19 protein-coding genes are annotated in these 20,947 nt (G+C 72.0%); 5 read left to right on the top strand and 14 right to left on the bottom strand.

Features of this window, described 5'->3' with window-relative positions; all coding sequences use genetic code 11:
• Positions 1-57: 57 nt before the first annotated feature.
• Positions 58-1,314 carry a sensor histidine kinase gene (locus tag ACIHFE_RS17000; RefSeq protein WP_400107217.1) on the bottom strand — a complete coding sequence of 419 codons (1,257 nt, stop codon included), beginning with the start codon at positions 1,312-1,314 and terminating at the stop codon, positions 58-60.
• Between the two features lie 214 nt (positions 1,315-1,528).
• On the opposite strand from ACIHFE_RS17000, the gene phoU reads away from it, so the two are divergent.
• On the top strand, positions 1,529-2,206 hold the full coding sequence (gene phoU / locus ACIHFE_RS16995) for a phosphate signaling complex protein PhoU (RefSeq protein ID WP_400107215.1): 678 nt from the start codon (positions 1,529-1,531) through the stop codon (positions 2,204-2,206).
• A 382-nt stretch (positions 2,207-2,588) separates the two neighbouring features.
• Positions 2,589-3,035, top strand: coding sequence for a hypothetical protein (locus ACIHFE_RS16990; RefSeq protein WP_400107213.1), 447 nt, complete (start codon positions 2,589-2,591; stop codon positions 3,033-3,035).
• Between the two features lie 93 nt (positions 3,036-3,128).
• Here ACIHFE_RS16990 and ACIHFE_RS16985 read toward each other — a convergent pair whose 3' ends face one another.
• Positions 3,129-3,890, bottom strand: coding sequence for a phosphoglyceromutase (locus ACIHFE_RS16985; protein ID WP_400107211.1), 762 nt, complete (start codon positions 3,888-3,890; stop codon positions 3,129-3,131).
• Positions 3,891-4,024: 134 nt separating this feature from the next.
• On the opposite strand from ACIHFE_RS16985, the gene ACIHFE_RS16980 reads away from it, so the two are divergent.
• Positions 4,025-5,287 carry an MDR family MFS transporter gene (locus tag ACIHFE_RS16980; protein ID WP_400107209.1) on the top strand — a complete coding sequence of 421 codons (1,263 nt, stop codon included), beginning with the start codon at positions 4,025-4,027 and terminating at the stop codon, positions 5,285-5,287.
• On the opposite strand, the gene ACIHFE_RS16975 is transcribed toward ACIHFE_RS16980, so the two are convergent.
• Positions 5,279-5,773: a YbjN domain-containing protein gene (locus tag ACIHFE_RS16975; protein ID WP_400107207.1), complete on the bottom strand. Its 495-nt coding sequence runs from the start codon at positions 5,771-5,773 to the stop codon at positions 5,279-5,281. The genes ACIHFE_RS16980 and ACIHFE_RS16975 overlap by 9 nt on opposite strands.
• Positions 5,766-7,130 (bottom strand): D-inositol-3-phosphate glycosyltransferase, encoded by a 1,365-nt coding sequence (gene mshA / locus ACIHFE_RS16970; protein ID WP_400107206.1) that lies wholly within the window; start codon positions 7,128-7,130, stop codon positions 5,766-5,768. Before mshA ends, ACIHFE_RS16975 begins: the two co-directional genes overlap by 8 nt.
• 140 nt (positions 7,131-7,270) lie before the next feature.
• On the opposite strand from mshA, the gene ACIHFE_RS16965 reads away from it, so the two are divergent.
• Complete coding sequence (locus ACIHFE_RS16965) at positions 7,271-8,077, top strand: class I SAM-dependent methyltransferase (RefSeq protein ID WP_400107204.1); 807 nt, start codon at positions 7,271-7,273, stop codon at positions 8,075-8,077.
• A gap of 114 nt (positions 8,078-8,191) precedes the next feature.
• Here the strand turns inward: ACIHFE_RS16965 and ACIHFE_RS16960 are convergent, their stop codons facing one another.
• From ACIHFE_RS16960 to mshD, 7 genes are all read right to left on the bottom strand, one after another.
• Positions 8,192-8,584 (bottom strand): NUDIX hydrolase, encoded by a 393-nt coding sequence (locus ACIHFE_RS16960; protein WP_400107202.1) that lies wholly within the window; start codon positions 8,582-8,584, stop codon positions 8,192-8,194.
• Positions 8,581-9,687, bottom strand: a complete 1,107-nt coding sequence (locus ACIHFE_RS16955) for a CHAD domain-containing protein (protein ID WP_400107200.1) — start codon at positions 9,685-9,687, stop codon at positions 8,581-8,583. Before ACIHFE_RS16955 ends, ACIHFE_RS16960 begins: the two co-directional genes overlap by 4 nt.
• A complete protein-coding gene (locus tag ACIHFE_RS16950) occupies positions 9,629-11,884 on the bottom strand; it encodes an RNA degradosome polyphosphate kinase (RefSeq protein WP_400108009.1) in 2,256 nt (751 codons plus the stop codon). Before ACIHFE_RS16950 ends, ACIHFE_RS16955 begins: the two co-directional genes overlap by 59 nt.
• A gap of 421 nt (positions 11,885-12,305) precedes the next feature.
• Complete coding sequence (locus ACIHFE_RS16945) at positions 12,306-13,295, bottom strand: ABC transporter permease (RefSeq protein WP_400107198.1); 990 nt, start codon at positions 13,293-13,295, stop codon at positions 12,306-12,308.
• A complete protein-coding gene (locus ACIHFE_RS16940) occupies positions 13,292-14,230 on the bottom strand; it encodes an ABC transporter ATP-binding protein (RefSeq protein ID WP_400107196.1) in 939 nt (312 codons plus the stop codon). The genes ACIHFE_RS16945 and ACIHFE_RS16940 overlap by 4 nt, the downstream gene beginning before the upstream one ends.
• Positions 14,227-14,625 (bottom strand): GntR family transcriptional regulator, encoded by a 399-nt coding sequence (locus ACIHFE_RS16935; RefSeq protein WP_400107194.1) that lies wholly within the window; start codon positions 14,623-14,625, stop codon positions 14,227-14,229. Before ACIHFE_RS16935 ends, ACIHFE_RS16940 begins: the two co-directional genes overlap by 4 nt.
• A gap of 82 nt (positions 14,626-14,707) precedes the next feature.
• The gene (gene mshD, locus ACIHFE_RS16930; RefSeq protein WP_400107192.1) at positions 14,708-15,634 is read right to left on the bottom strand and encodes a mycothiol synthase; all 927 of its coding nucleotides are present in this window, start codon (positions 15,632-15,634) and stop codon (positions 14,708-14,710) included.
• Positions 15,635-15,797: 163 nt separating this feature from the next.
• Between mshD and ACIHFE_RS16925 the strand changes: the two genes are divergently transcribed.
• A complete protein-coding gene (locus ACIHFE_RS16925; RefSeq protein WP_400107190.1) occupies positions 15,798-17,615 on the top strand; it encodes a bifunctional metallophosphatase/5'-nucleotidase in 1,818 nt (605 codons plus the stop codon).
• Between the two features lie 174 nt (positions 17,616-17,789).
• Here the strand turns inward: ACIHFE_RS16925 and ACIHFE_RS16920 are convergent, their stop codons facing one another.
• The 3 genes from ACIHFE_RS16920 to ACIHFE_RS16910 all read right to left on the bottom strand — a co-directional run bounded on the left by ACIHFE_RS16920 (position 17,790) and on the right by ACIHFE_RS16910 (position 20,873).
• Positions 17,790-18,647, bottom strand: a complete 858-nt coding sequence (locus tag ACIHFE_RS16920; RefSeq protein ID WP_400107188.1) for an NAD(P)H-binding protein — start codon at positions 18,645-18,647, stop codon at positions 17,790-17,792.
• Between the two features lie 109 nt (positions 18,648-18,756).
• Positions 18,757-20,151, bottom strand: coding sequence for a sensor histidine kinase (locus tag ACIHFE_RS16915; RefSeq protein WP_400107186.1), 1,395 nt, complete (start codon positions 20,149-20,151; stop codon positions 18,757-18,759).
• A complete protein-coding gene (locus tag ACIHFE_RS16910) occupies positions 20,148-20,873 on the bottom strand; it encodes a response regulator transcription factor (protein WP_400107184.1) in 726 nt (241 codons plus the stop codon). Before ACIHFE_RS16910 ends, ACIHFE_RS16915 begins: the two co-directional genes overlap by 4 nt.
• Between the last annotated feature and the right edge of the window lie 74 nt (positions 20,874-20,947).

The raw sequence follows: 20,947 nt of genomic DNA, 5'->3' as shown, positions 1-20,947 counted from the left end.
GGATGACCTCCGGTCGGGTCTGGTGGTACGTGGGGGGTCACTGGGTGCTGCGGCGGATCATGAGAGGGGCTCCCCGACGGGGAGCGGGTCCCCGTCGTGGCGGCGGTCCCGGCCGGCGCCCGCCTGGGGCAGCCGCAGGGTGAAGGTGGAGCCCTGGCCTTCGGCGCTCCAGACGGTAACCTCGCCGCCGTGCGAGGCCGCCACGTGTTTGACGATGGACAGGCCCAGGCCGGTGCCGCCGGTGGCCCGGGAGCGGGCCGGGTCGACCCGGTAGAACCGTTCGAAGATCCGTTCCCGGTCCTTCTCCGAGATGCCGATGCCCTGGTCGGTGACGGCGATCTCGATCAGGTCACCGCCCGGGGCGGCCACCCGGCGGGCGGCGATGCCCACCCGGGTCCGGGCGGGGCTGTAGTTGACGGCGTTCTCCACCAGGTTGCCCAGGGCGGCGGCCAGCTGGCTGCGGTTGCCCCAGACGGTCAGGCCGGCGGTGCCGCCCGCCCGTCGCCCGCCACTGCCCCGGTCGGACCCTTCGGGCGCCCGGACATTCGAGGCCATGGCGATCTGCTTGGTGCCGGCCTGGTGGCGGCAGCGGTCGACGGCCTCGGCGACCAGCTCGTCCACCCGGACCGGTTCGGCGTCCTCCAGCGGGTCGTCGTTCTGCACCCGGGAGAGGTCGATCAGTTCCTGCACCAGGTTGGTGAGCCGGGTGGCTTCGATCTGCATCCGGCCGGCGAAGCGGTTGACCGCCTCGGGGTCGTCGGAGGCGTCCATCACCGCTTCGGAGAGCAGGGACAGGGCGCCCACCGGCGTCTTGAGCTCATGGCTGACATTGGCCACGAAGTCCCGGCGGACGGCCTCGATACGGCGGGCCTCGGTGAGGTCCTCGACCAGCAGCAGGACCAGGCGGGAGCCGAGCGGGGCGACCCGGGCGGAGACCGCCAGCGCGTCGCCGCGGCCGGTGCCGCGCCGGGCCAGGTCCAGCTCGACCTGGCGTATCTCGCCGTCCCGGCGGGTGTCCCGGGCCATCTGGAGCATCGGCTCCACGGCCAGCTTGCCGCCGCGGACCAGGCCCAGGGCGTACGCCGCCGAGCTGGCCTTGACCACCGTGTCGGCCTCGTCCAGGACCACGGCGGAGGAGCGCAGCACGGAGAGCACGGTGTCCACGCCGGGTGGCAGCACCGCGTCGGTGTGCAGGGAGCTGCGGGTGGGACGGGCCTGGTCCCGCTCGCTCCAGCGGAACGCCAGCATGGCGATCACACCGGTGCACAGGCCGGCGAGACCGGCCGCCGCGGCGACCGCCGCATCCACGTTCATGGCATCCAGGTTATGCGGCTGCAAGGACACGCCCACAGCCAAATGGGTGGCACCTCGAACATCCGTTGCCGAGAGTTCACCTTGGTGTCGGTGCCGGTTCACTCCGGGGGCCGGTGCCCGTCGCGTTGGGGCCGGAACGTGGCACCGTGGGCGGGCTCCGAGCACTCCCCCGCCACCGGCTGTTGCTGCATGAGTGCGGGAGAAGGTAAGGCAAATGCGGGACGCGTACCACGAGGAACTGGATTCGATCGGCGACGGCCTGGTCGAGATGGCGAGGCTGGTCGGCTCCGCGATCGGGCGCGCCACCACGGCGATCCTCGACGCGGACCTCAAGCTCGCGGAGGCGGTCATCGCCGGCGACGCCAAGGTGGACGGCCTTCAGCACGACCTGGAGGCGCGGGCCATCGCGCTGCTGGCCCGGCAGCAGCCGGTGGCCACCGATCTGCGCATCGTGGTGACCTCGCTGCGGATGAGCGCCGACCTGGAGCGCGCCGGTGACCTGGCCCAGCATGTGGCCAAGCTGGCCCGGCTGCGCTTTCCCGAGCGGGCGGTGCCGCGCGATCTGCACTCCACGGTGCTGGAGATGGGCCAGCTCGCCCAGCGGCTGATGGCCAAGGCGGGCGAGGTGCTGATCACCAAGGATGTCGACCTGGCGCTCCAGCTGGAGCAGGACGACGACGCCATGGACCTGCTGCACCGCACGCTGTTCCAGCACCTGATGGACGACCGCTGGCAGCACGGCATCGAGACGGCGGTGGATGTGACCCTGCTGGGCCGCTACTACGAGCGCTTCGCCGACCACGCGGTCTCGGTGGCCAAGCGGGTGGTCTACCTGGTGACCGGCGAGCACGCGGACGACCTCCAGCAGCCCGGCGCGAACGAGGCACCGTAGCGCAGGCACATGCTCCCGTGCGCCCTCCTCACACCTGGACATACGTACGTGCGGAGCATTGACGCTCGAGGCGTGCTGCCCTTTGACTGGGCAGAGATGGACCACCTGTCGAGGAGGTACCGAATGAGCGGCTGTCAGTGCGGACCCGGTTGCAGTTGCGGCTGCCAGCAAGGCGGATCCTGCCAGTGCGGCGGCGGCTGCGGCTGATCGCCCGCGGCTGAGCAACAGCACACCTCATCACTCACGTCTCTCACAGGAAGGCCCCCGGCCGCTTCGGCCGGGGGCCTTTGCCCGCTGCCCCTGGTGGTGAGCCGCGCCGGAAGGGTTCACGATGGAGGCAGCGGCCATGGCCGCGGGGGCTGCCCGGCCGAGGAAGACCGTGATGACGACAGAGGCTGAACTGGTCAACGCCGACGATCAGCGGCTTGAGGAGCTGTTCCGCCAGAGCCCGGCGGGTGAGATCCCCAAAGGGCCGATGGAGGGCCGGACGATCATCCCCGGGGCAGGGCCGGCGGGAGCGCGGCTGCTCGACGATCTGGTGCGTCTGATCTGGTGGCGGGGCAAGGTGTTCAGCCCGGACGGCCACCTCAGCAACCGGCTCACCCCGCTGGACATCCTGGCCGTCGTCGCCAAGGTCGGGCCCGGCCCGAGCCTGCTGGACGACCAGGAGTGCACGGTCATCGACTACTCCCGCACCTCCCTGGTGTTCGGAGGCGTACGGGATGAGATCCGACAGGTCGGCCCGGACCTGTACCTGGGCTTGATCTGGCTGTCCGGCCGCAGGATCGGCTGGTTCACGCTGCGCGGCCCGGACGACGGCACCGCATAGCGACCACGGCCGGACGGCCCGGAGCCGGCCCCGGACCGCCGAAAGCCCCCCGCTCGCGGCGAAACCGCGGGCAGGGGGCTTGATCCATGGGGCTTACTTCTTCTTGCCCTGGTTCTTCACGGCCTCGATGGCGGCCTTGGCGGCCTCCGGGTCAAGGTAGGTGCCGCCCTTGACGACCGGCCGGAAGTCGGCGTCCAGCTCGTAGTACAGCGGGATGCCGGTGGGGATGTTCAGGCCCGCGATGTCCGCGTCGGAGATCTGGTCCAGGTGCTTGACCAGGGCGCGCAGCGAGTTGCCATGCGCGGCGACCAGGACGGTGCGGCCGGTCAGCAGGTCCGGGACGATGCCGTCGTACCAGTACGGCAGCATGCGGACCACGACGTCCTTGAGGCACTCGGTGCGCGGGCGCAGCTCCGGCGGGATGGAGGCGTAGCGCGGGTCGTGGGCCTGGGAGAACTCGCTGCCGTCCTCGAGGGCCGGCGGCGGGGTGTCATAGGAGCGGCGCCAGAGCATGAACTGCTCCTCGCCGAACTCGGCCAGGGTCTGGGCCTTGTCCTTGCCCTGCAGCGCGCCGTAGTGGCGCTCGTTGAGCCGCCAGGTGCGGTGGACCGGGATCCAGTGGCGGTCGGCGGACTCCAGGGCCAGCTGCGCGGTGCGGATGGCGCGCTTCTGGAGGGAGGTGTGGACCACGTCCGGGAGCAGGCCGGCGTCCTTGAGCAGCTCTCCGCCGCGGACGGCCTCCTTCTCGCCCTTCTCGTTGAGGTTGACGTCCACCCAGCCGGTGAACAGGTTCTTGGCGTTCCACTCGCTCTCGCCGTGGCGGAGGAGGATCAGCTTGTACGGTGCGTCGGCCATGCCTTTGAGCCTAAACGACCGCGTGGGTGGCGCCGCCCCCGTCAGTTGACCGGAACCGTCAATTCAATGGCGTGCACACGCCAGCTCCCGTAAGGTCCTCATCACGGACACACCACTTACATCAGGGGGCATCGGTGATAGCGCGCGTCGGCCGGGCAGCGAGGGAGAGCATCTCGGGGCTGCCCCGGGAGTTCTGGTGGCTATGGACATCGACGCTGGTCAACCGGCTGGGTGCGTTTGTCTCCACCTTCCTGGCGCTCTACCTCACCCAGGAGCGCGGCTTCTCCGCCTCCTATGCCGGCCTGGTGGCCGCGCTCTATGGGCTCGGCGGGGTGATCGCCTCGGTGGGGGCCGGGGTTCTGGCCGACCGGCTGGGCCGCCGGCCCACCCTGTTCCTCGCCCAGCTGAGCACCTCGTTCACGGTGGCCGCGCTGGGCTTCGTCCAGCAGCCGGCGGCCATCGCCGCCGTCGCCTTCCTGGTGGGCCTGACCAGCAACTCCTCCCGCCCGGCCGTGCAGGCCATCCTGGCCGATGTGGTGCGCCCGGAGGACCGGATGCGCGCTTTCGCCCTCAACTACTGGGCGCTCAACCTGGGTTGGGCCTTCGCCTCGGTGGCGGCCGGCTTCCTGGCCGAGATCAGCTACCGCATCGGCTTTGCCACCGAGTCGGTGATGCTGCTGCTGTGCGCCGCCCTGTGCTTCTTCAGGATCCCGGAGACCCGCCCGGACCGGACCGCAGGTGACACCGCCGAGGACCAACAGGCCGTCAGCCTGGGCACCGTGCTGCGCGACGGCCGCTTTATGGGCGTCACCGGGCTGGCCTTCCTGATCGCCCTGCTGTTCAACCAGATGTCGATGGCGCTGCCGGTGACCATGGGCCGCGACGGGCTGTCCAGCGGTGACTACGGCACCGTGGTGGCGGTCAACGGCTTCCTGATCGTGGCGCTGCAGATCCCGGTGACCCGGTTCATCGAACACCGCAGCCCACAACGGCTGTTGACGGTCTCGGCGCTGCTCGCCGGATATGGCTTCGGGCTCACCGCGGTCGCCGGCTCCATCCCCTTCTACATGCTGACCGTGGGCATCTGGACCCTGGGCGAGATCATCAACTCCCCCACCCAGACCGGCCTGGTGGCCCGGCTCTCGCCCACCCATGGCCGGGGCCGCTACCAGGGCGTGTTCTCGCTCTCCTGGACGCTGGCCGGCCTGGTCTCGCCCCTGGCCGGCGGCGCCGTGATCGACCACTTCGGTCCGGACACCCTGTGGGCCGGCTGCGCGGTGCTGGGCACCGTGGCCGCCGCGGGATACACCCTGCTGATGCGTGAACTGCCGCCCGGGAACGACCGGATCACCCCGGCGCCCAAGGCGGCGGCCGAGCCCGACCCGGCCTCAGTCTGACTCCACGTCCCGGGTCAGCCGCTCAAAGGCCGCCAGGTTCCGGGTGGACTCACCGCGCGCCGTCCGCCAGGCGTACTCCTTGCGGATGGCGCCGGCGAAGCCCATCTCCAGCAGGGTGTTGAAGGCGCCGTCCGCGTTCTCCAGCACCACCCCCAGCAGCCGGTCCACCTCCTCCGGCGTCACCGCCGCCAGCGGCAGCCGCCCCACCAGATAGATGTCGCCGAGCCGGTCCACCGCGTAGGCCACCCCGTACAGCCGGGTGTTGCGCTCCAGCAGCCAGCGGTGCACCGCCTCGTGGTTCTCGTCCGGACGCCGCACCACAAAGGCGTTGACGGACAGGGAGTGCCGGCCGGCGATCAGCGACACGGTGGTGGACAGCTTGTGCGTGCCGGGCAGCTTCACCACATAGGACCCGTCGGCCGGGCTCTCCCACTCGAGCTCGGCCTCGCGCAGCGTCCGCTCGATAACGGTCTTGGCGTCAGACATGTCCCGAGCGTAGGCGAAGCCGCCGGGCGGCGATCGCCGCGGTGTACACCTCGGCGGTGGCCACGGCCGAGGACTCCCAGCCGAAGGAGCGGGCGTGTTCGGCCGCCGCCGCCCCCATGGCCTCGGTCAGCGCCGGCTCGTCGGTGAACCGGGCCAGTGCGGTGGCGTAGTCGGCCGGCCGGTGCCCGTCCACCAGGAAGCCGCTCACCCCGTCCCGCACCGCCACCGGCAGCCCGCCCACCGAGGCCGCCAGCACCGGTGTGCCACAGGCCTGCGCCTCCACCGCCACCAGCCCGAAGGACTCGCTGTAGGAGGGCATCACCAGCACCGAGGCCGCCCGGTACCAGTCCGCCAGCTGCTCCTGGTCCATCGGCGGCCGGAAGCGGACCACATCCGCGATGCCCAGCCGGGCCGCCAGCTTCTGCAACTCCTCCGGCTTGGCCAGCCCGCTGCCGCTGGGCCCGCCCACCACCGGCACCACGATCCGCGAGCGCAGCGAGGGCTGCCGCTCCAGCAGCACGGCCACCGCGCGCAGCAGCACATCGGGGGCCTTCAGCGGCTGGATCCGCCCGGCGAACAGCGGCACCAGCGCGTCCTGCGGCAGCCCCAGCCGCTGCCGGGCGGCCCGTCGGCCGTCGGCCGGCCGGAACCGCTCCAGATTGACGCCGGGGTGCACCACGGCGACCTTGTCCGGGTCGGCGTCGTAGTGGTGCACCAGCTCCCGGGCCTCATCGGCGGTGTTGGCGATCAGCCGGTCCGCGGCCCTGACGATCTGGGTCTCGCCGATCACCCGGGCAGCCGGCTCCGGACGGTCGCCCTCCGCCAGCGCCGCGTTCTTGACCTTGGCCATGGTGTGCATGGCGTGCACCAGCGGCACGCCCCAGCGCTCCGCGGCCAGCCAGCCCACATGGCCGGAGAGCCAGTAGTGCGAGTGCACCAGGTCGTAGTGGCCGGGCCGGTGACGGGCCCAGGCCTGCATCACCCCATGGGTGAAGGCGCACAGCTGGGCGGGCAGCTCCTCCTTGGCCAGGCCCTCGTAGGGGCCGGCGTCGATATGCCGCACCAGCACCCCGGGGGCCAGCTCCACGCTGGGCGGGAGGGCGCCGGTGGTGGCCCGGGTGAAGACCTCCACCTCGATGCCCAGGGCGGCCAGCCGCTTGGCCAGCTCGACGATATAGACGTTCATGCCGCCGGCGTCGCCCGTGCCGGGCTGGTGCAGCGGCGAGGTGTGCACGCTCAGCATCGCGATCCGGCGCGGCTTGCGGGCCGTCGCACGGCGCAGGAGCTGCGATGTGGCGAAGGGGCCTGGGGTACGGCCTGGTGTACGGGCACGGAGCCTGTTCGCGTACTGGCTCACCGTTCGTGTCCTCTCCATCCGCCTGGGCACAGGGGCCTGCTTCCCAACGCTGCAACACACCGGAGGCGGGCTCCCATTTCCTGCGTTACCGAAGAGTGATACGCGTCCGGTTTTCGCCGCGGCCCCGTACCCTCTCCAGCATGCCCGCTCGTACGCCCGTGCCCCACCGACCGATCGGTTCGGCGACGCGCGGCACCACCAATCCCAACCGGCTGCGCCGGATGGACCGCTGGATAGCCGCCGCCCACCAGGGCGCGCTACGCCGCTCCGCGGATCCGGTCGCGGTGGACCTCGGCTATGGCGCCGCGCCCTGGACCGCGGTGGAACTGCTGGGGCGGCTGCGCCGGGTGCGGCCGGATGCGGCGGTGGTCGGGGTGGAGATAGACCCGGCCCGGGTGGCGGCCGCGCTCCCCTACCGGCGGGACGGGCTCGACTTCGCGCATGGCGGCTTCGAGGTGCCACTGGCGGCGGGCCGCCGGCCACTGCTGATACGGGCGGCCAATGTGCTGCGCCAGTACGACGAGGACCAGGTGGCCGCGGTCTGGGACCGGCTGTGCGGGCGGCTGGCGCCGGACGGGCTGCTGGTGGAGGGGACCTGCGATGAGATAGGCCGCCGGCATGTCTGGGTGGCGCTGGGGCCGGAGGGCCCGCGCACGGTCACCTTCGCGGCCCGGCTGGCCTCCCTGGACGCCCCTTCCGACCTGGCGGAACGGCTGCCCAAGGCGCTGATCCACCGCAATGTGCCGGGGGAGCCGGTGCATGCGTTCCTGCGGGACTTCGACCGTGCGTGGGCGGCTGCCGCGCCCTTCGCCTCGCTCAGCGCGCGGCAGCGCTGGATACGGACGGTTTCCGCGCTGGCCGTCGACTGGCCGCTGGCCGATGATGTGCGGCGGTGGCGGCAGGGGGAGGTCACGGTGCGGTGGGGGGCGTTGGCGCCGCGGGGGTGAGTGCGCCAGGGGGTGCGTTGCTCTTCGGGTGCGGGCCGGTTGTGGCTGGTCGCGCCCACGCGGCGGAGCCGCATCACATAGCCGCCCCGCGCCCCTGAAGGGCGCCCCCCGGACTCACCAGCCGGCCACCGCCAGCAGGGCGTCCACCAAGGGCCGGTCGTGTTCGTGTGTCAGCCGCTCGCGCGCCTCTCTCGGGGCCAGCCATACCAGCTCGTCCACCTCGCGGCCGGGGACGAAGGCGCCGCTCAGCGCCTCGGCGGCCCAGTAGTGGACCTCCTTGGGCCGACCGCCCGCCTCGTACCGGAGGGTCGGCAGGGCGTCGCCCAGCTCGCACTCCATGCCGGTCTCCTCACGGACCTCGCGCACCGCGCAGGCCGGCGCGGACTCACCGCGCTTGAGCTTGCCCTTGGGGTGCGACCAGTCGTCCCACTTGGGCCGGTGGATCAGCGCGATCCGCGGCCCGTCCGCGGTACGCCGCCACAGCACGCACCCGGCGGCCCGGATCATGGGGTGCCCGCCAGCCGCTGCCAGGCCCGTCCGAAGGCGAACCGCGCCGCCTCCACCTCGTGCCGCTGGTCCGCGTGCAGCACCCCCAGCGCATAGGCGGTGGCCGGGGCGATGCGCGGGGTGCGGGCCGCCGAGGCGGCGGCGGCCGCGGCGGCGGCCGCGTCCCGGTGCCGGTCCAGCGCCTGCCCGACCGTCAACAGCCGTACCGACAGCGTCGGTTCGGCCTCGGTGTGGTGCTGCTCGTCCAGTACCTCCTGGGCGTAGCGGCGCAGCCGCACCAGCCGCCGCACCTGGTGCCAGGGCGCGTCCTGACGCGCCTCGGCGGGCGGCGCGTCGGCGGCCCCGGTCGCGGCCAGCCCACAGGCCAATGCCTCGGCGTTGTAGGGGAGTTGGGCCACGGACAGCGGCAGTGCCGCCACCGCCTCGGCCAGTTGCCGGTGCACTTGCCCGGCCAGCGCGGGCAGCACCTCATGGGCGCGCAGCCGGTGCGCTGCCGGGTCCAGCGGCGGCTCCGAGGAGAGCACCGCCACCGCGTCGGCCACCGCGTGGAAGCGCGCCGAGCCCAGCGCCTGCAGCGCCGCCGAGTGGGCCCGGGTGCGCGCCAGCGTCAACTGCCGTTCCAGCAGGGCGCCGGCCCGGGCCGCGCCCACGGTCAGGGTGTTCGGTCCGCCCTCGCCGGATGCCCCGGAGAGCCGGTGCAGTGCCCCGCGCAGCCGGGCCAGCCGGGCGGCGCAGGCGTACTCATGCCCCACCACCTCGGCCAGCCAGGCCAGTTCCAGGCCGAGCTGGTCGGCCCAGGTCTCGTCGGTCAGCTGCCGGCAGACCCGCAGCGTGCCCGCGATCCGCCGGATCGCGCCGAGCAGCAGCCGGGCGGCCTCCGCGGCGTTCTCGGGGTCCTGGGCGTCCTTTCCGCTGTCGCCGTGCAGCCGCAGGCCGCGCAGGAACTCGGTGGCCTGGGTGTGCAGATAGCGCGCCAGCACCTCGCCGGCGGCCTCGGTGGTGGTGTCGCCGGGCAGGTGGGGCACGGTCACCGTGCCCGAGGGGTCAGGGGATTGCTGGGCCACGCCGGCGCCTCCGTGCATCGATGAGCATCTCCTGCACATTCCTCAGCGGCTGTCCGTCGGCGTCGGACGCCTGCCGGGTCCACTCGCCGTCCGGGCCGAGGTGCCAGGAGGCCGTACGGTCGGACATTCCCAGCTCCAGCAGCCGGTTGAGCGAGGCCCGGTGCGTGGGGTGGGTGACCCGGACCAGCGTCTCGATACGCCGGTCCAGGTTGCGGTGCATCATGTCGGCGCTGCCCAGCCACACTTCGGGCTCACCGCCGTTGGCGAAGGCGAACACCCGGGAGTGCTCCAGGAATCTGCCCAGCACACTGCGCACCCGGATGTTCTCCGAGAGTCCGGGCACGCCCGGCCGCAGGGCGCAGATGCCGCGCACCCAGATGTCCACCGGCACCCCGGCCTGGGAGGCCCGGTAGAGGGCGTCGATCACGGCCTCGTCCACCATGGAGTTGACCTTGATGCGGATGGAGGCGGGCCGTCCCTCGCGGTGGTGCTCCACCTCCCGGCCGATGCGGGTGATCAGCCCGTCGCGCAGCGAGCGGGGCGCCACCAGCAGCCGCCGGTAGGTCTCCCGGCGCGAGTAGCCGGACAGCCGGTTGAACAGGTCGGACAGGTCGGCGCCCACCTGCGGGTCGGCGGTGAGCAGGCCGAGGTCCTCGTACAGCCGGGCGGTCTTGGGGTGGTAATTGCCGGTGCCCACATGGGAGTAGCGGCGCAGGGTCTCGCCTTCCTGGCGCACCACCAGCGACAGCTTGCAGTGTGTCTTCAGCCCCACCAGGCCGTAGACCACATGGCAGCCGGCCTCCTCCAGCTTGCGGGCCCACTTGATGTTGGCCTGTTCGTCGAACCGGGCCTTGATCTCCACCAGCACCAGCACCTGTTTGCCGGACTCGGCGGCGTCTATCAGCGCGTCCACGATGGGCGAGTCCTCGCCCGAGGTGCGGTACAGGGTCTGCTTGATGGCCAGCACGTCCGGGTCGGCCGCGGCCTGCTCCAGGAAGGACTGCACCGAGGTGGAGAAGGAGTCATAGGGGTGGTGCAGCAGTACGTCCCGTTCGCGCAGCGCGGCGAAGACATCGGGGGCGTGCGCGGACTCCACCTCGGCCAGGTCCCGGTGCGTACCGGCCACGAACTTGGGGTACTTCAGCTCCGGCCGGTCCAGCGCGGCGATGCCGAACAGCCCGGTGAGGTCCAGCGGGCCGGGCAGCGGGTAGACCTCGGCGTCGGAGATCTTCAACTCCCTTACCAGCAGGTCGAGTACATAGGGGTCGATGCTCTCCTCGACCTCCAGCCGCACCGGCGGTCCGAAGCGCCGCCGCATCAGTTCCTTCTCCAGGGCCTGGAGCAGGTTCTCGGCGTCGTCCTCCTCCACCTCCAGGTCCTCGTTGCGGGTCACCCGGAACATGTGGTGGGCGAGCACCTCCATGCCGGGGAAGAGCTCCTCCAGGTGTGCGGCGATCACGTCCTCCAGCGGGACGTAGCGCTGCGCGGAGACCTCCAGGAACCGCGAGAGCAGCGGCGGGACCTTCACCCGGGCGAAGTGCTCATGGCCGCTGACCGGGTTGCGCACCACCACGGCCAGGTTGAGCGAGAGGCCGGAGATATACGGGAAGGGGTGTGCCGGGTCCACCGCCAGCGGGGTGAGGACGGGGAAGATCTGCTGCCGGAAGAGGGTGAACAGGCGGCCCTGTTCCTTCTCGGTGAGCTCCTGCCAGCGGATCAGGTGGATGCCCTGCTCGGCCAGCTCGGTGGCCACATCCTGCTGGTAGCAGGCCGCGTGACGGGCCATCAGCTCACGGGAGCGGGTCCAGATGGACTCCAGCACCTCGCGCGGCTGCAGCCCGGCGGCGGAGCGGGTGGCCACCCCGGTGGCGATGCGCCGCTTGAGGCCGGCCACCCGGACCATGAAGAACTCGTCCAGGTTGCCGGCGAAGATGGCCAGGAAGTTGGCCCGCTCCAGCAGCGGGGTGGCCGGGTCCTCGGCCAGCTCCAGCACCCGCTCGTTGAACGCCAGCCAGCTGCGCTCCCGGTCCAGGAAACGGCCCTCGGGCAGGGGCCCGGCAGCCGGGTCGGGGTCGTCGCCGTCCTGGGCATAGCCGTCCGCGAAGTCGATCTCACCACCGTCGCCGGACCGGACCGGGTCGCCGGGGCTGGCGTAGGCGTCCAGATCGACGTCCAGGTCGGGCTCCAGCTCGGGGACGACCGGGGAGTAGGCCAGCTGCGACCGCCGGGTGTCCATGAACCCCACGGTGGGCCGCCCGCCACCGGGCCGATCGCCGTGCGGATGATCGTGATCCTGGGCGCTGCTGTTGTGGTCCATACCCTCATGGTGCCGCTCCGGACCCGTGCCGGGCTCGCCCGAGCGGGGCTCGGGGGCGGCACATAGCCTGCGTTCGCGGGGGTGGGGGGCAACCGGCTGCATTCGGCAAGCCTGGCAATCGCGGTTGAATCACGGGTAACGCCCACATGGCGTGTGGGAAACCCGGGGCCCACCCCCGGGCGACAACCTCTGCCGAATGCTTGAACGGTGTACGACGCCCCTCCAGGGGCGCGGGGCGGCTACGTGATGCGGCTCCGCCGCGTGGGCGCGACCAGCCACAGCCGACCCGCACCTCACCTGCGACCGGCCCCACCTGCGACCGGCCCCACAGCGCACCCCCTCACGGCTGAAGGCGCCGCACCAGCCGCAGGGCCGCCCAGCCGGCCAGCACCCCCAGCGCGGCCAGCAGCCCGCCCTCGATCCACTGCAGCGGCCACAGGTGGGAGGCCGGGTGATAGTCCAGGTACCACTGGTCCGCATGGTGCTGGGCCAGGCACTTCTCCGGGCTGACGCCGACGCCGCAGTCGGGCTCCGGGATCCGCGCCCCGCCATTGCCGGTCATCCCGCGCTCGAAGCGCCAGCTGTCGTCCCCGGTGAGGGCGGGCATCCCGGCCGAGGTCGCGGTGTCGGCGCCGAGCAGGTACGGGCGCATCCGCGCCAGCGCCCCGGTGAGCGTCGGATAGCCGGCCAGGGCCACGGCCATGGCGGGCAGGGTGCGCCGTACCAGCACTCCGGCCAGCGCGCCCACCCCGGTGCCCAGCACCGCGCCGGCCACCGGCACCACGCCGATCATGTCGAAGGACTGGTACCACTGCCGGCCGGGCAGCAGCGCCGGCGGCACCACCGACCAGGTCCAGGTATAGACCGCCGAGAGCAGCCCGGCCCCGGCCAGCGAGGCCGTCAGGGGCAGCGCCAGCTTGGCCGCCAGCCAGCGCAGCGGGGTCACCGACTGGGTCCAGGCCAGCTTGCAGGTGCCGCTCTCCAGCTCCCGGGCGATCAGCGGCCCGGCGGTGAACGCGGCGATCAGCGCCGGGAGGATCTCCACCAGCAGCCCGTTGTAGTGCAGGGCGTCGCCATAACCGGCGATAAAACGGTCCGCCCCGGACCAGCTCCGCACACAGTCCAGGCCCGTGGGGGCACAGGCCTGGCGCAGGTCCATGCCGTCGATGACGCTCACCATCGCCAGCCGCAGGAACACCAGTTGGGCCACGGCCACCAGCAGGACCGCCGAGGCCGTCAGCACGGTGCCCCGGTGCTGTCGCAGCACCAGCCAGGCCAGTCCGCCCGGCCGGCGGCGCCCGGCGGCGGCCACTGCCGGGGCGGCGGTCATGCCACCGCCTTGCGCAGCCGTGGCTCGGCGCTCGGGGTCAGCAGCGCGGGCGCCCCGGGAGAGCGCAGATAGGCCAGCAACAGGTCCTCCAGGGACGGTTCCGAGGTCGCCCAGCGTCCGGCGAGCGGGCCCTCTTCGGTGCGGATCAGGGCGGTGAGCTGCCGTCCGGTGACCCGGGACTCGATCACGGTGTGGTTGCGGAACTCCCTTGGCTCACCGGCCTCCTCATGCCGGCCGACCACCAGTGAGTGGGTGGCGAGCAGGTCCTCCACCTCGCCCGCCAGCCGCACCCGGCCGTCCGCCAGGAGCAGCAGATAGTCGCAGACGCCCTCGAGTTCGGCCAGCACATGGGAGGCCAGCAGGATGGTGGTGGCGCTCTCCGCCGCCTCGGTCATCAGGGCGGCGGTCATCTCATGGCGCACCAGCGGGTCCAGATCGCCCATCGGCTCGTCCAGCAGCAGCAGTTCGGGCCGTTTGCCGAAGGCCAGGGCCAGCGCGACCCGGGTGCGCTGACCGCCGGAGAGCGCGCCCACCCGGGCGTCCAGGGAAAGGTTTCCCTGCCGGATCAGCCCCTCGGCGCGGCCCTGGTCCCAGCGGCCGGGGTTGAGCTCACGGCCCATGCGCAGCGTGTCGGCCACCGTGAACTGCGGGTACAACGGCTTGTCCTGGGCCAGATAGGCCACCCGGGGCCGGTTGTCCGGGTCCGCCGGCCGTCCCTCGAAGACGCCCAGCACCCCGGTGTCCGCCCGGCGCAGCCCGGCGACCACCGACAACAGGGTGGACTTTCCCGCCCCGTTGGGACCCACCAGGGCGCACACCCGCCCGGCGGGCACCCGGAACGAACAGTCGCGCAGCGCCCAGCGGCGGCGGTAGCGCACGCCCAGGCCGACCGCCTCCAGGGCGGTCCGGCCGGGCAGGAAGGTCAGTTCGGTCATCCGGCCGCGCCCGTCCCGCCGAAGCCCTCCTCCAGCGCGGAGGCCATCAGGGCCGCCACATCCTCCCGGTCCAGCCCGGCCGCGTGGGCCCGTCGCGTCCACTCGGCCAGCTCGGCCCGCAGCGGCGAGTCCGCCCCGGCCCCCGGCCGCGCCAGCGACCGCCGGACAAAGGTGCCCAGGCCGGGCCGGGCCTCCACCAGCCCCTCCCGGTCGAGTTCGCGGTACGCCTTCAGCACGGTGTTGGGATTGATCGCCGTGGCCGCCACAACCTCCTTGGCCGTCGGCAGCTTGTCCCCGGGCGCCAGCAGGCCGAGCCGCAGGGCCTGTTTGACCTGCTGCACTATCTGCAGGTACGTGGCGACCCCGCTGCGCCGGTCGATGCGGAACTCGATCACGCATCGCCCCTTTCACTACTTGACTAGTGAAAGCGTGCGGCCAGTGCCGGTGCGCTGTCAAACCGGGGATGCCATCCGGCGCTCAGCTCTCGGTGCGGTACATCAGGTCCACCTCGTGCACCAGGAACCCCATGCCCTCATACACCCGCACCGCCGCCGCGTTGTCGGCGTCCACATAGAGCATCGCGGTGGGCAGCCCCTTGGCCGCCAGATGCCGCAGCCCGGTGGCGGTCAGCGCCTTGCCCAGGCCGCCGCCCTGCGCCTCCGGCCGTACGCCCACCACATAGACCTCACCGAGACCGCCTTCCTCGGTGTGCGTCTTGGTCCAGTGGAAGCCGACGATCCGCCCCTCCCGCTCCGCCAGGAAGAACCCCTCCGGGTCGAACCAGCTCTCCGCCTTGCGGTCGTCCAGGTCCCGCTGGGTGAGCGAACCCTGCTCGGGGTGGTGGGCGAAGGCGGCCGCATTGGCGGCCAGCCAGGCCGCGTCGTCCACGCCGGGACGGAAGGTGCGCACCGTCACCCCCGGCGGGTAGACCGGCTCCGCCAGCCGCAGATCGCCCAGCGGGCGCCGCATCTGCCGCAGCTCCCGGAAGAGCGTCATCCCCAGCACCTGGGCCAGGTGACGGGCCGCCGGGTGCCCGCCGTGCGCCCACACCCGCAGCCGCTTGCCCGACTGCTGCAACAGCGCGTTGCCCAGGGCGCGTCCATGGCCCACCCCCCGGTACGCGGGCCGCACCACCAGCTCCGCCGCCGGGGCCTCCACCGGGTCGCTCTCCTCCAGCTGCCCATATCCGACGAACGCCCCCGCCGCGTCATGCACCAGCACATGGCGCACCCCCTCGCGGCGCCCCCGCAGCTGTAGCCGGCCCTGCTCGGAGACAGCCGGCTGACCGTCCTCGGCCGCCGCCTCGCGCAACAGGTCCAGCACCTCGGCCACCTGATCCGGGGACAGCTCCGCCAGTACCTCGATCCGCCGCTGACCGCTCACGTCATTCAGCATGTCGCTCATGGGGCGAGCCTACGGCTTCGGAGCCCGGCCTCCGCAGGGCCCGGGAGGCCGCCCGAAACCACCCGTCACCCTTCCGTTACCTCAACCCTCCTGACCGGCTACGCGCGTTGAACGTAAGCTGCGCCCGACCTGACCAGCTTGATCTCCTAGCAGGGGGACCGAAATGCCCGCGACGCCTCCCCGTGAGCGCCGCCTCGCCATACGGCTCACCGCCGGCGCGGCCGTACTCGCCGCCACCGCCGGGGTGCTGACCACCACCGCGCCCATCGCCTCGGCCTCCGACGCCCGCAAGGGCCACGGCCGCACGGTCGACGTACAACTGCTGTCCATCAACGACCTGCACGGCAACCTGGAGCCGCCGCAGGGCTCCTCCGGCACCGTCACCGAGGCCGAGCCGGACGGCACCAAGAAGGTCATACCGGCGGGCGGCATGGAGTACATGGCCACCGCCTTGCGCAACGCCCGTAAGGGCCACCCCTACTCGATCACCGCCGGCGCCGGTGACATGGTGGGCGCCTCCCCGCTGACCTCCGCCCTCTTCCACGACGAGCCGACCATTGACGCGCTCAACAAGCTGAAGCTGGACGTCACCTCGGTCGGCAACCACGAGTTCGACAAGGGCCGGGCCGAGCTGCTGCGCAAGCAGCGCGGCGGCTGCCACCCGACGGACGGCTGCTCGGAGAAGGGCAAGAAGTTCACCGGCGCGAACTTCCCCTACCTGGCGGCGAATGTCACCGACGCCAAGACCGGCAAGCCGATCCTCAAGCCGTACATGATCTGGCAGCACCAGGGCGTCAAGATCGGCTTTATCGGGGTGACGCTCAAGGGCACCCCGGACGTGGTCACCGCCGAGGGCGTCAAGGGCCTGAAGTTCGGTGACGAGGTCCAGACGATCAACAAGTACGCCAAGGAGCTCAACCGCAAGGGCGTCAAGTCGATCGTCGCCCTGATCCACGAGGGCGGCATGCCGGCCTCCAACGCGTACAACTACAACTGCGACAGCGGCGGCCCGGGCAGCGGCCTCTCCGGCGCCATCGTCAATATCGCCAAGCACGTCACGCCCAAGGTGGACGCCCTGCTCACCGGGCACACCCACCAGGCGTACGCCTGCACCATCCCGGACCCGGCCGGCCACCCGCGCACGGTCTCCTCGGCGGCGTCCTTCGGCCGTCTCTACACCGAGACCACGCTCACCTACGACCGCAACACCGGCCGCATCGTGCGCACCGCCACCAAGGCGCCGCACGCGGTGAACCATGTCGTACGCCGCGATGTGCCCAAGGCGCCCGACATGACCAAGCTGATCAACCACTGGAAGAAGCTGGCCGCCTACAAGGCCAACCGCCCGGTGGGTTACATCTCCGCGGACATCAACGGCCGTGGCGCGGACACCGAGGAGCGGCCGCTCGGTGATGTGATCGCCGACGCCCAGCTGGAGGGCCTGGCCCCCAAGGACAAGGGCGGCGCCCAGATCGCCTTTATGAACGAGGGCGGTATCCGCTCCGACCTCGCCTACAAGGCGGCGGGCGACGAGGGCGACGGTGTGGTGACCTATGGCAAGGCGTACACCGTCCAGCCGTTCAACAACATCATGAAGACCGCCGACCTGACCGGCGCCCAGCTGCTGTCGCTGCTGCGCCAGCAGGTCACCGGCCAGGCCAACACCACCGACCCCAAGATCCTCCAGGTCAGCAAGGGCTTCACCTACACCCTGGACCTGACCAGGAAGGGCGCGGACCAGATCGTCGCCTCCTCGGTCAAGCTCAATGGCGTCGCCATCGACCCCAAGCAGACCTACCGGGTCGCCGCCAATGAGTTCCTGATGGGCGGCGGTGACGGCTTCACCACCTTCAAGGACGCCAAGAACGTCCGGACCGGCTCCTCGGACCTGGACTGCTTCCTGGGCTTCCTGGGCGCCCACTCCTCCAAGGCGCACCCGATGGCCCCGCCGAAGGCGGACCGCATCACGGTCATCAAGTAGCGGTATCCGGCGGGGTGTTCAGGCACGGTACTCAGGCACCGGGCCCGGGCATCCCGCCCTGCTCCGCGCCACGGGAGTTGCTGTTCGGGAGCGACTGCGGGCTGTTCGTGGCCGGTCGCGCCCACGCGGCGGAGCCGCATGACACCACAGCCCCGCGCCCCTGAGGGGGCACCCTCAGCGGAAGTCCTGGGCGTGGTCGTGGGCCCACTGGGCGAAGGTGCGGGGCGGGCGGCCGGTGACGTGTTCCACCGCGTCGCTGATCGGCGGATTCGTGCCCACCGTGCGGCCGAAGAAGGCGATCAGGGCCTCCGCCATCTGCTCCGGTATGCCCTGGGCGGCCATGGCGGCCACTGCCTGCGGCACCGGGACCTGTTCGAAGCGCACTTCGGGGCGGCCGATCGCCCGGGCGATCTCGGCCACTTGATCGGCCATGGTGAGATTGGCCGGACCGGTCACCGCATACGCCTGCCCGGTGTGCTCGCCCTTCTCGTCGAGCAGGGCGCGGGCGGCCACGGCCGCCAGGTCCGCCTCGTGCACCGGCGAGGCCACCGCGCCGGGATGGGCGCCGCGCACCACTCCGGTGGCCCGGATCTCCGGGGCCCAGGCCAGGGCGTTGGTGGCGTACATCCCGCCGCGGACAAAGCACCACTCGGCGCCGGAGTCCCGTACCCCCTGCTCCGCCTCCTGGTGGATCCGGCCGATCGGGCCGCCGTCCTCCCCGTACTCCACGGAGATGGAGGAGTTGAGCACGATCCGCCGCACCCCGGCCCCCACCGCCGCCGCGGCCAGCGAGGCGATGGACGCCCCCTGGGTGGCGGAGAGATGGAGATACAGCACCCGGGCACCCCGGCACAGCTCCGCCAGCCGCTCCTCGGATCCCGGCCCCAGTTGCGCCGCCACCACCTCGGCTCCGGCGGGCAGGTGCGCCCGCCGGGGATCGCGGGTGAGCGCCCGTACCTCGGCACCCTCGGCGAGCAGTTGTCCGACCAGCGGGCGGCCGATGTTCCCGGTGGCTCCGGTGACGACAATCATGAGGATCACTCCCTGAGTTGGGCGCTCTCACATCCGATGACTTCACGCTATGCCGCCGGCCCGGACGGAAGCCAGTACTCCCGACCCGGACCGGACCCCAGGATCTCCCCTACAGGGTCGGTGGCTCCGTCGCCGCGCCCGGCAGCCGGACCGAGGCCACCGTGCCGCCGCCCTCCGCCGGGCGCAGCGCGACCTCGCCGCCCGCGCGGTGCACGGTGCGGGCCACAATGGACAGCCCCAGCCCGCTGCCGGGCAGACTGCGCGCGGAGGGCGAACGCCAGAACCGGTCGAAGACATGCGGCAGTTCATCGGCCGCGATGCCCGGACCGTGGTCGCGCACGGTCAGTTCACCGCCGGCCAGCCGCACCTCCACCGCCCCGCCCGGCGGGGAGAACTTCACCGCGTTGTCGAGGAGATTGACCAGCGCCCGTTCCAGGGCCGCCGGTTCCGCGCGCACATACCACTTCTCCAGGTCGGCCGTGATGGTCAGCCCGGAGGCCCGCAACCGGGCCCGCTCCAGCGCCCGTTCCACCGCTTCATGCAGCCCGATCACCTGCACCGGACCGCTGCCCGGCGCCGAGTCCGGCCGGGACAGCTCCTGCAGGTCCCCGATCAGCCCGGCCAGTTCGGTCATCTGCGCCTTGACGCTGGCCAGCAACTCCCGCCGGTCCTCCGGCGGAATGGCCCGCCCGGTCTCCTCACTTCTGACCAGCAGGTCGATATTGGTGCGCAGCGAGGTCAGCGGGGTGCGCAGCTCATGCCCCGCGTCGGCGATCAGCTGCTGCTGACGGTCCCGGGAGGAGGCCAGCGCCGCCGTCATGGAGTTGAACGAGGCGGACAGCCGGGCGATCTCGTCCTTGCCCTCCACCGGGATGCGCACCGCCAGGTCCTCGGTGCGGGCGATGTGCTCCACCGCGCCGGTCAGCCGGTCCACCGGCCGCAGTCCGGCCCGGGCCACCCACAGTCCGGCGGCGGCCGCGCCCAGCACACCCACACCGGCGGTGAACACCAGCATCAGGGCCAGTGCGCGCAACGGCTTGTCCACGCTGCTGACGGGCTGGGCGATGGAGACCGCGATGCCCTGGTCCCGGCTGGGCGAGGTGGCCACCCGCATCTCGGTGCCGTCCTTGGCCCGGGCGTTGTGCAGGACGGTCTGGTCCAACCCGCCACGGGCCACGGCCAGATCGACCGAGTCCGCGGCGACGGGCGACTTGCCGGGGGCGGTGCACACCACGCCCTCGGCGGTGACCACCTGGATGGTGTAGAGGTTCGGATAGGCGGTCTGCGGCACCGGCGCCCCGGTGCCGCACAGGTCCAGCAGCGTCCTGGTGGACTTCTCATCCACCCGCTGGCTGCTGAGCGTGGAATCCCGCTGGTCCGACAACTGCTGCTTGGTCACCAGCCAGCACGCCCCCGCGGCCACCGCCACCGCCACCGCCACCGCGCAGGCGGTCAGCAGCGCCAGCCGGGAGCGCAGCGGCAGGGCACGGAACCGGCGGATCATGCGCCGTCCGCCCGGAGTACATAGCCCACGCCGCGCACCGTGTGCACCAGCCGGGGCTCGCCGCCCGCCTCGGTCTTGCGCCGCAGGTACATCACATACACATCGAGGGAGTTGGAGGAGGGCTCGAACTCGAAGCCCCACACGGTCTTGAGGATCTGCTCCCGGGTGAGCACCTGCCGGGGGTGGGCCAGGAACAGTTCCAGCAGGGTGAACTCGGTACGGGTCAGCTCCACCCGGCGGCTGCCCCGGGTGACCTCCCGGGTGGCGGGGTCCATCCGCAGGTCGGCGAAGGCGAGCACCTGCGGTTCCTCGGCGGCCGGGGCCACGGCATAGGAGCTGCGGCGCAGCAACGCCCGGATGCGGGCCAGGAGTTCGTCCAGCTCGAAGGGTTTGACCAGGTAGTCGTCGGCGCCCGCGTCCAGTCCGGTGACCCGGTCCCCCACCGTGTCGCGGGCGGTGAGCATCAGGATGGGCGTGGTGACCCCGGAGGCCCGCAGCCGCCGGGCCGCGGTCAGTCCGTCCATCCGTGGCATCAGCACATCCAGCATGATCAGGTCCACCTGGTGGGCTGCTGCCTGGTCCAGCGCGTCCAGCCCGTCCACGGCCAGTACGGTGGCGTATCCCTCGAAGGCCAGGCTGCGGCGCAGCGCCTCGCGGACGGCGGGCTCGTCGTCCACGATCAGGATGCGGGCGCTGGGGTCGCCGTGGTCGGCGGAGCTCATCGGTCTACCTCATCGAGTCGGTCGGAACGGTCGGAACGGCGGTTGTCCCCAGCCTCGCATGGGACACGGGGACG

It is taken from the genome of Streptomyces sp. NPDC052396, from assembly GCF_044593195.1.
Taxonomy (GTDB): domain Bacteria; phylum Actinomycetota; class Actinomycetes; order Streptomycetales; family Streptomycetaceae; genus Streptomyces.
Note: the sequence above shows the minus strand (reverse complement) of the source record. Positions and strands in the feature narration are given on the sequence as shown.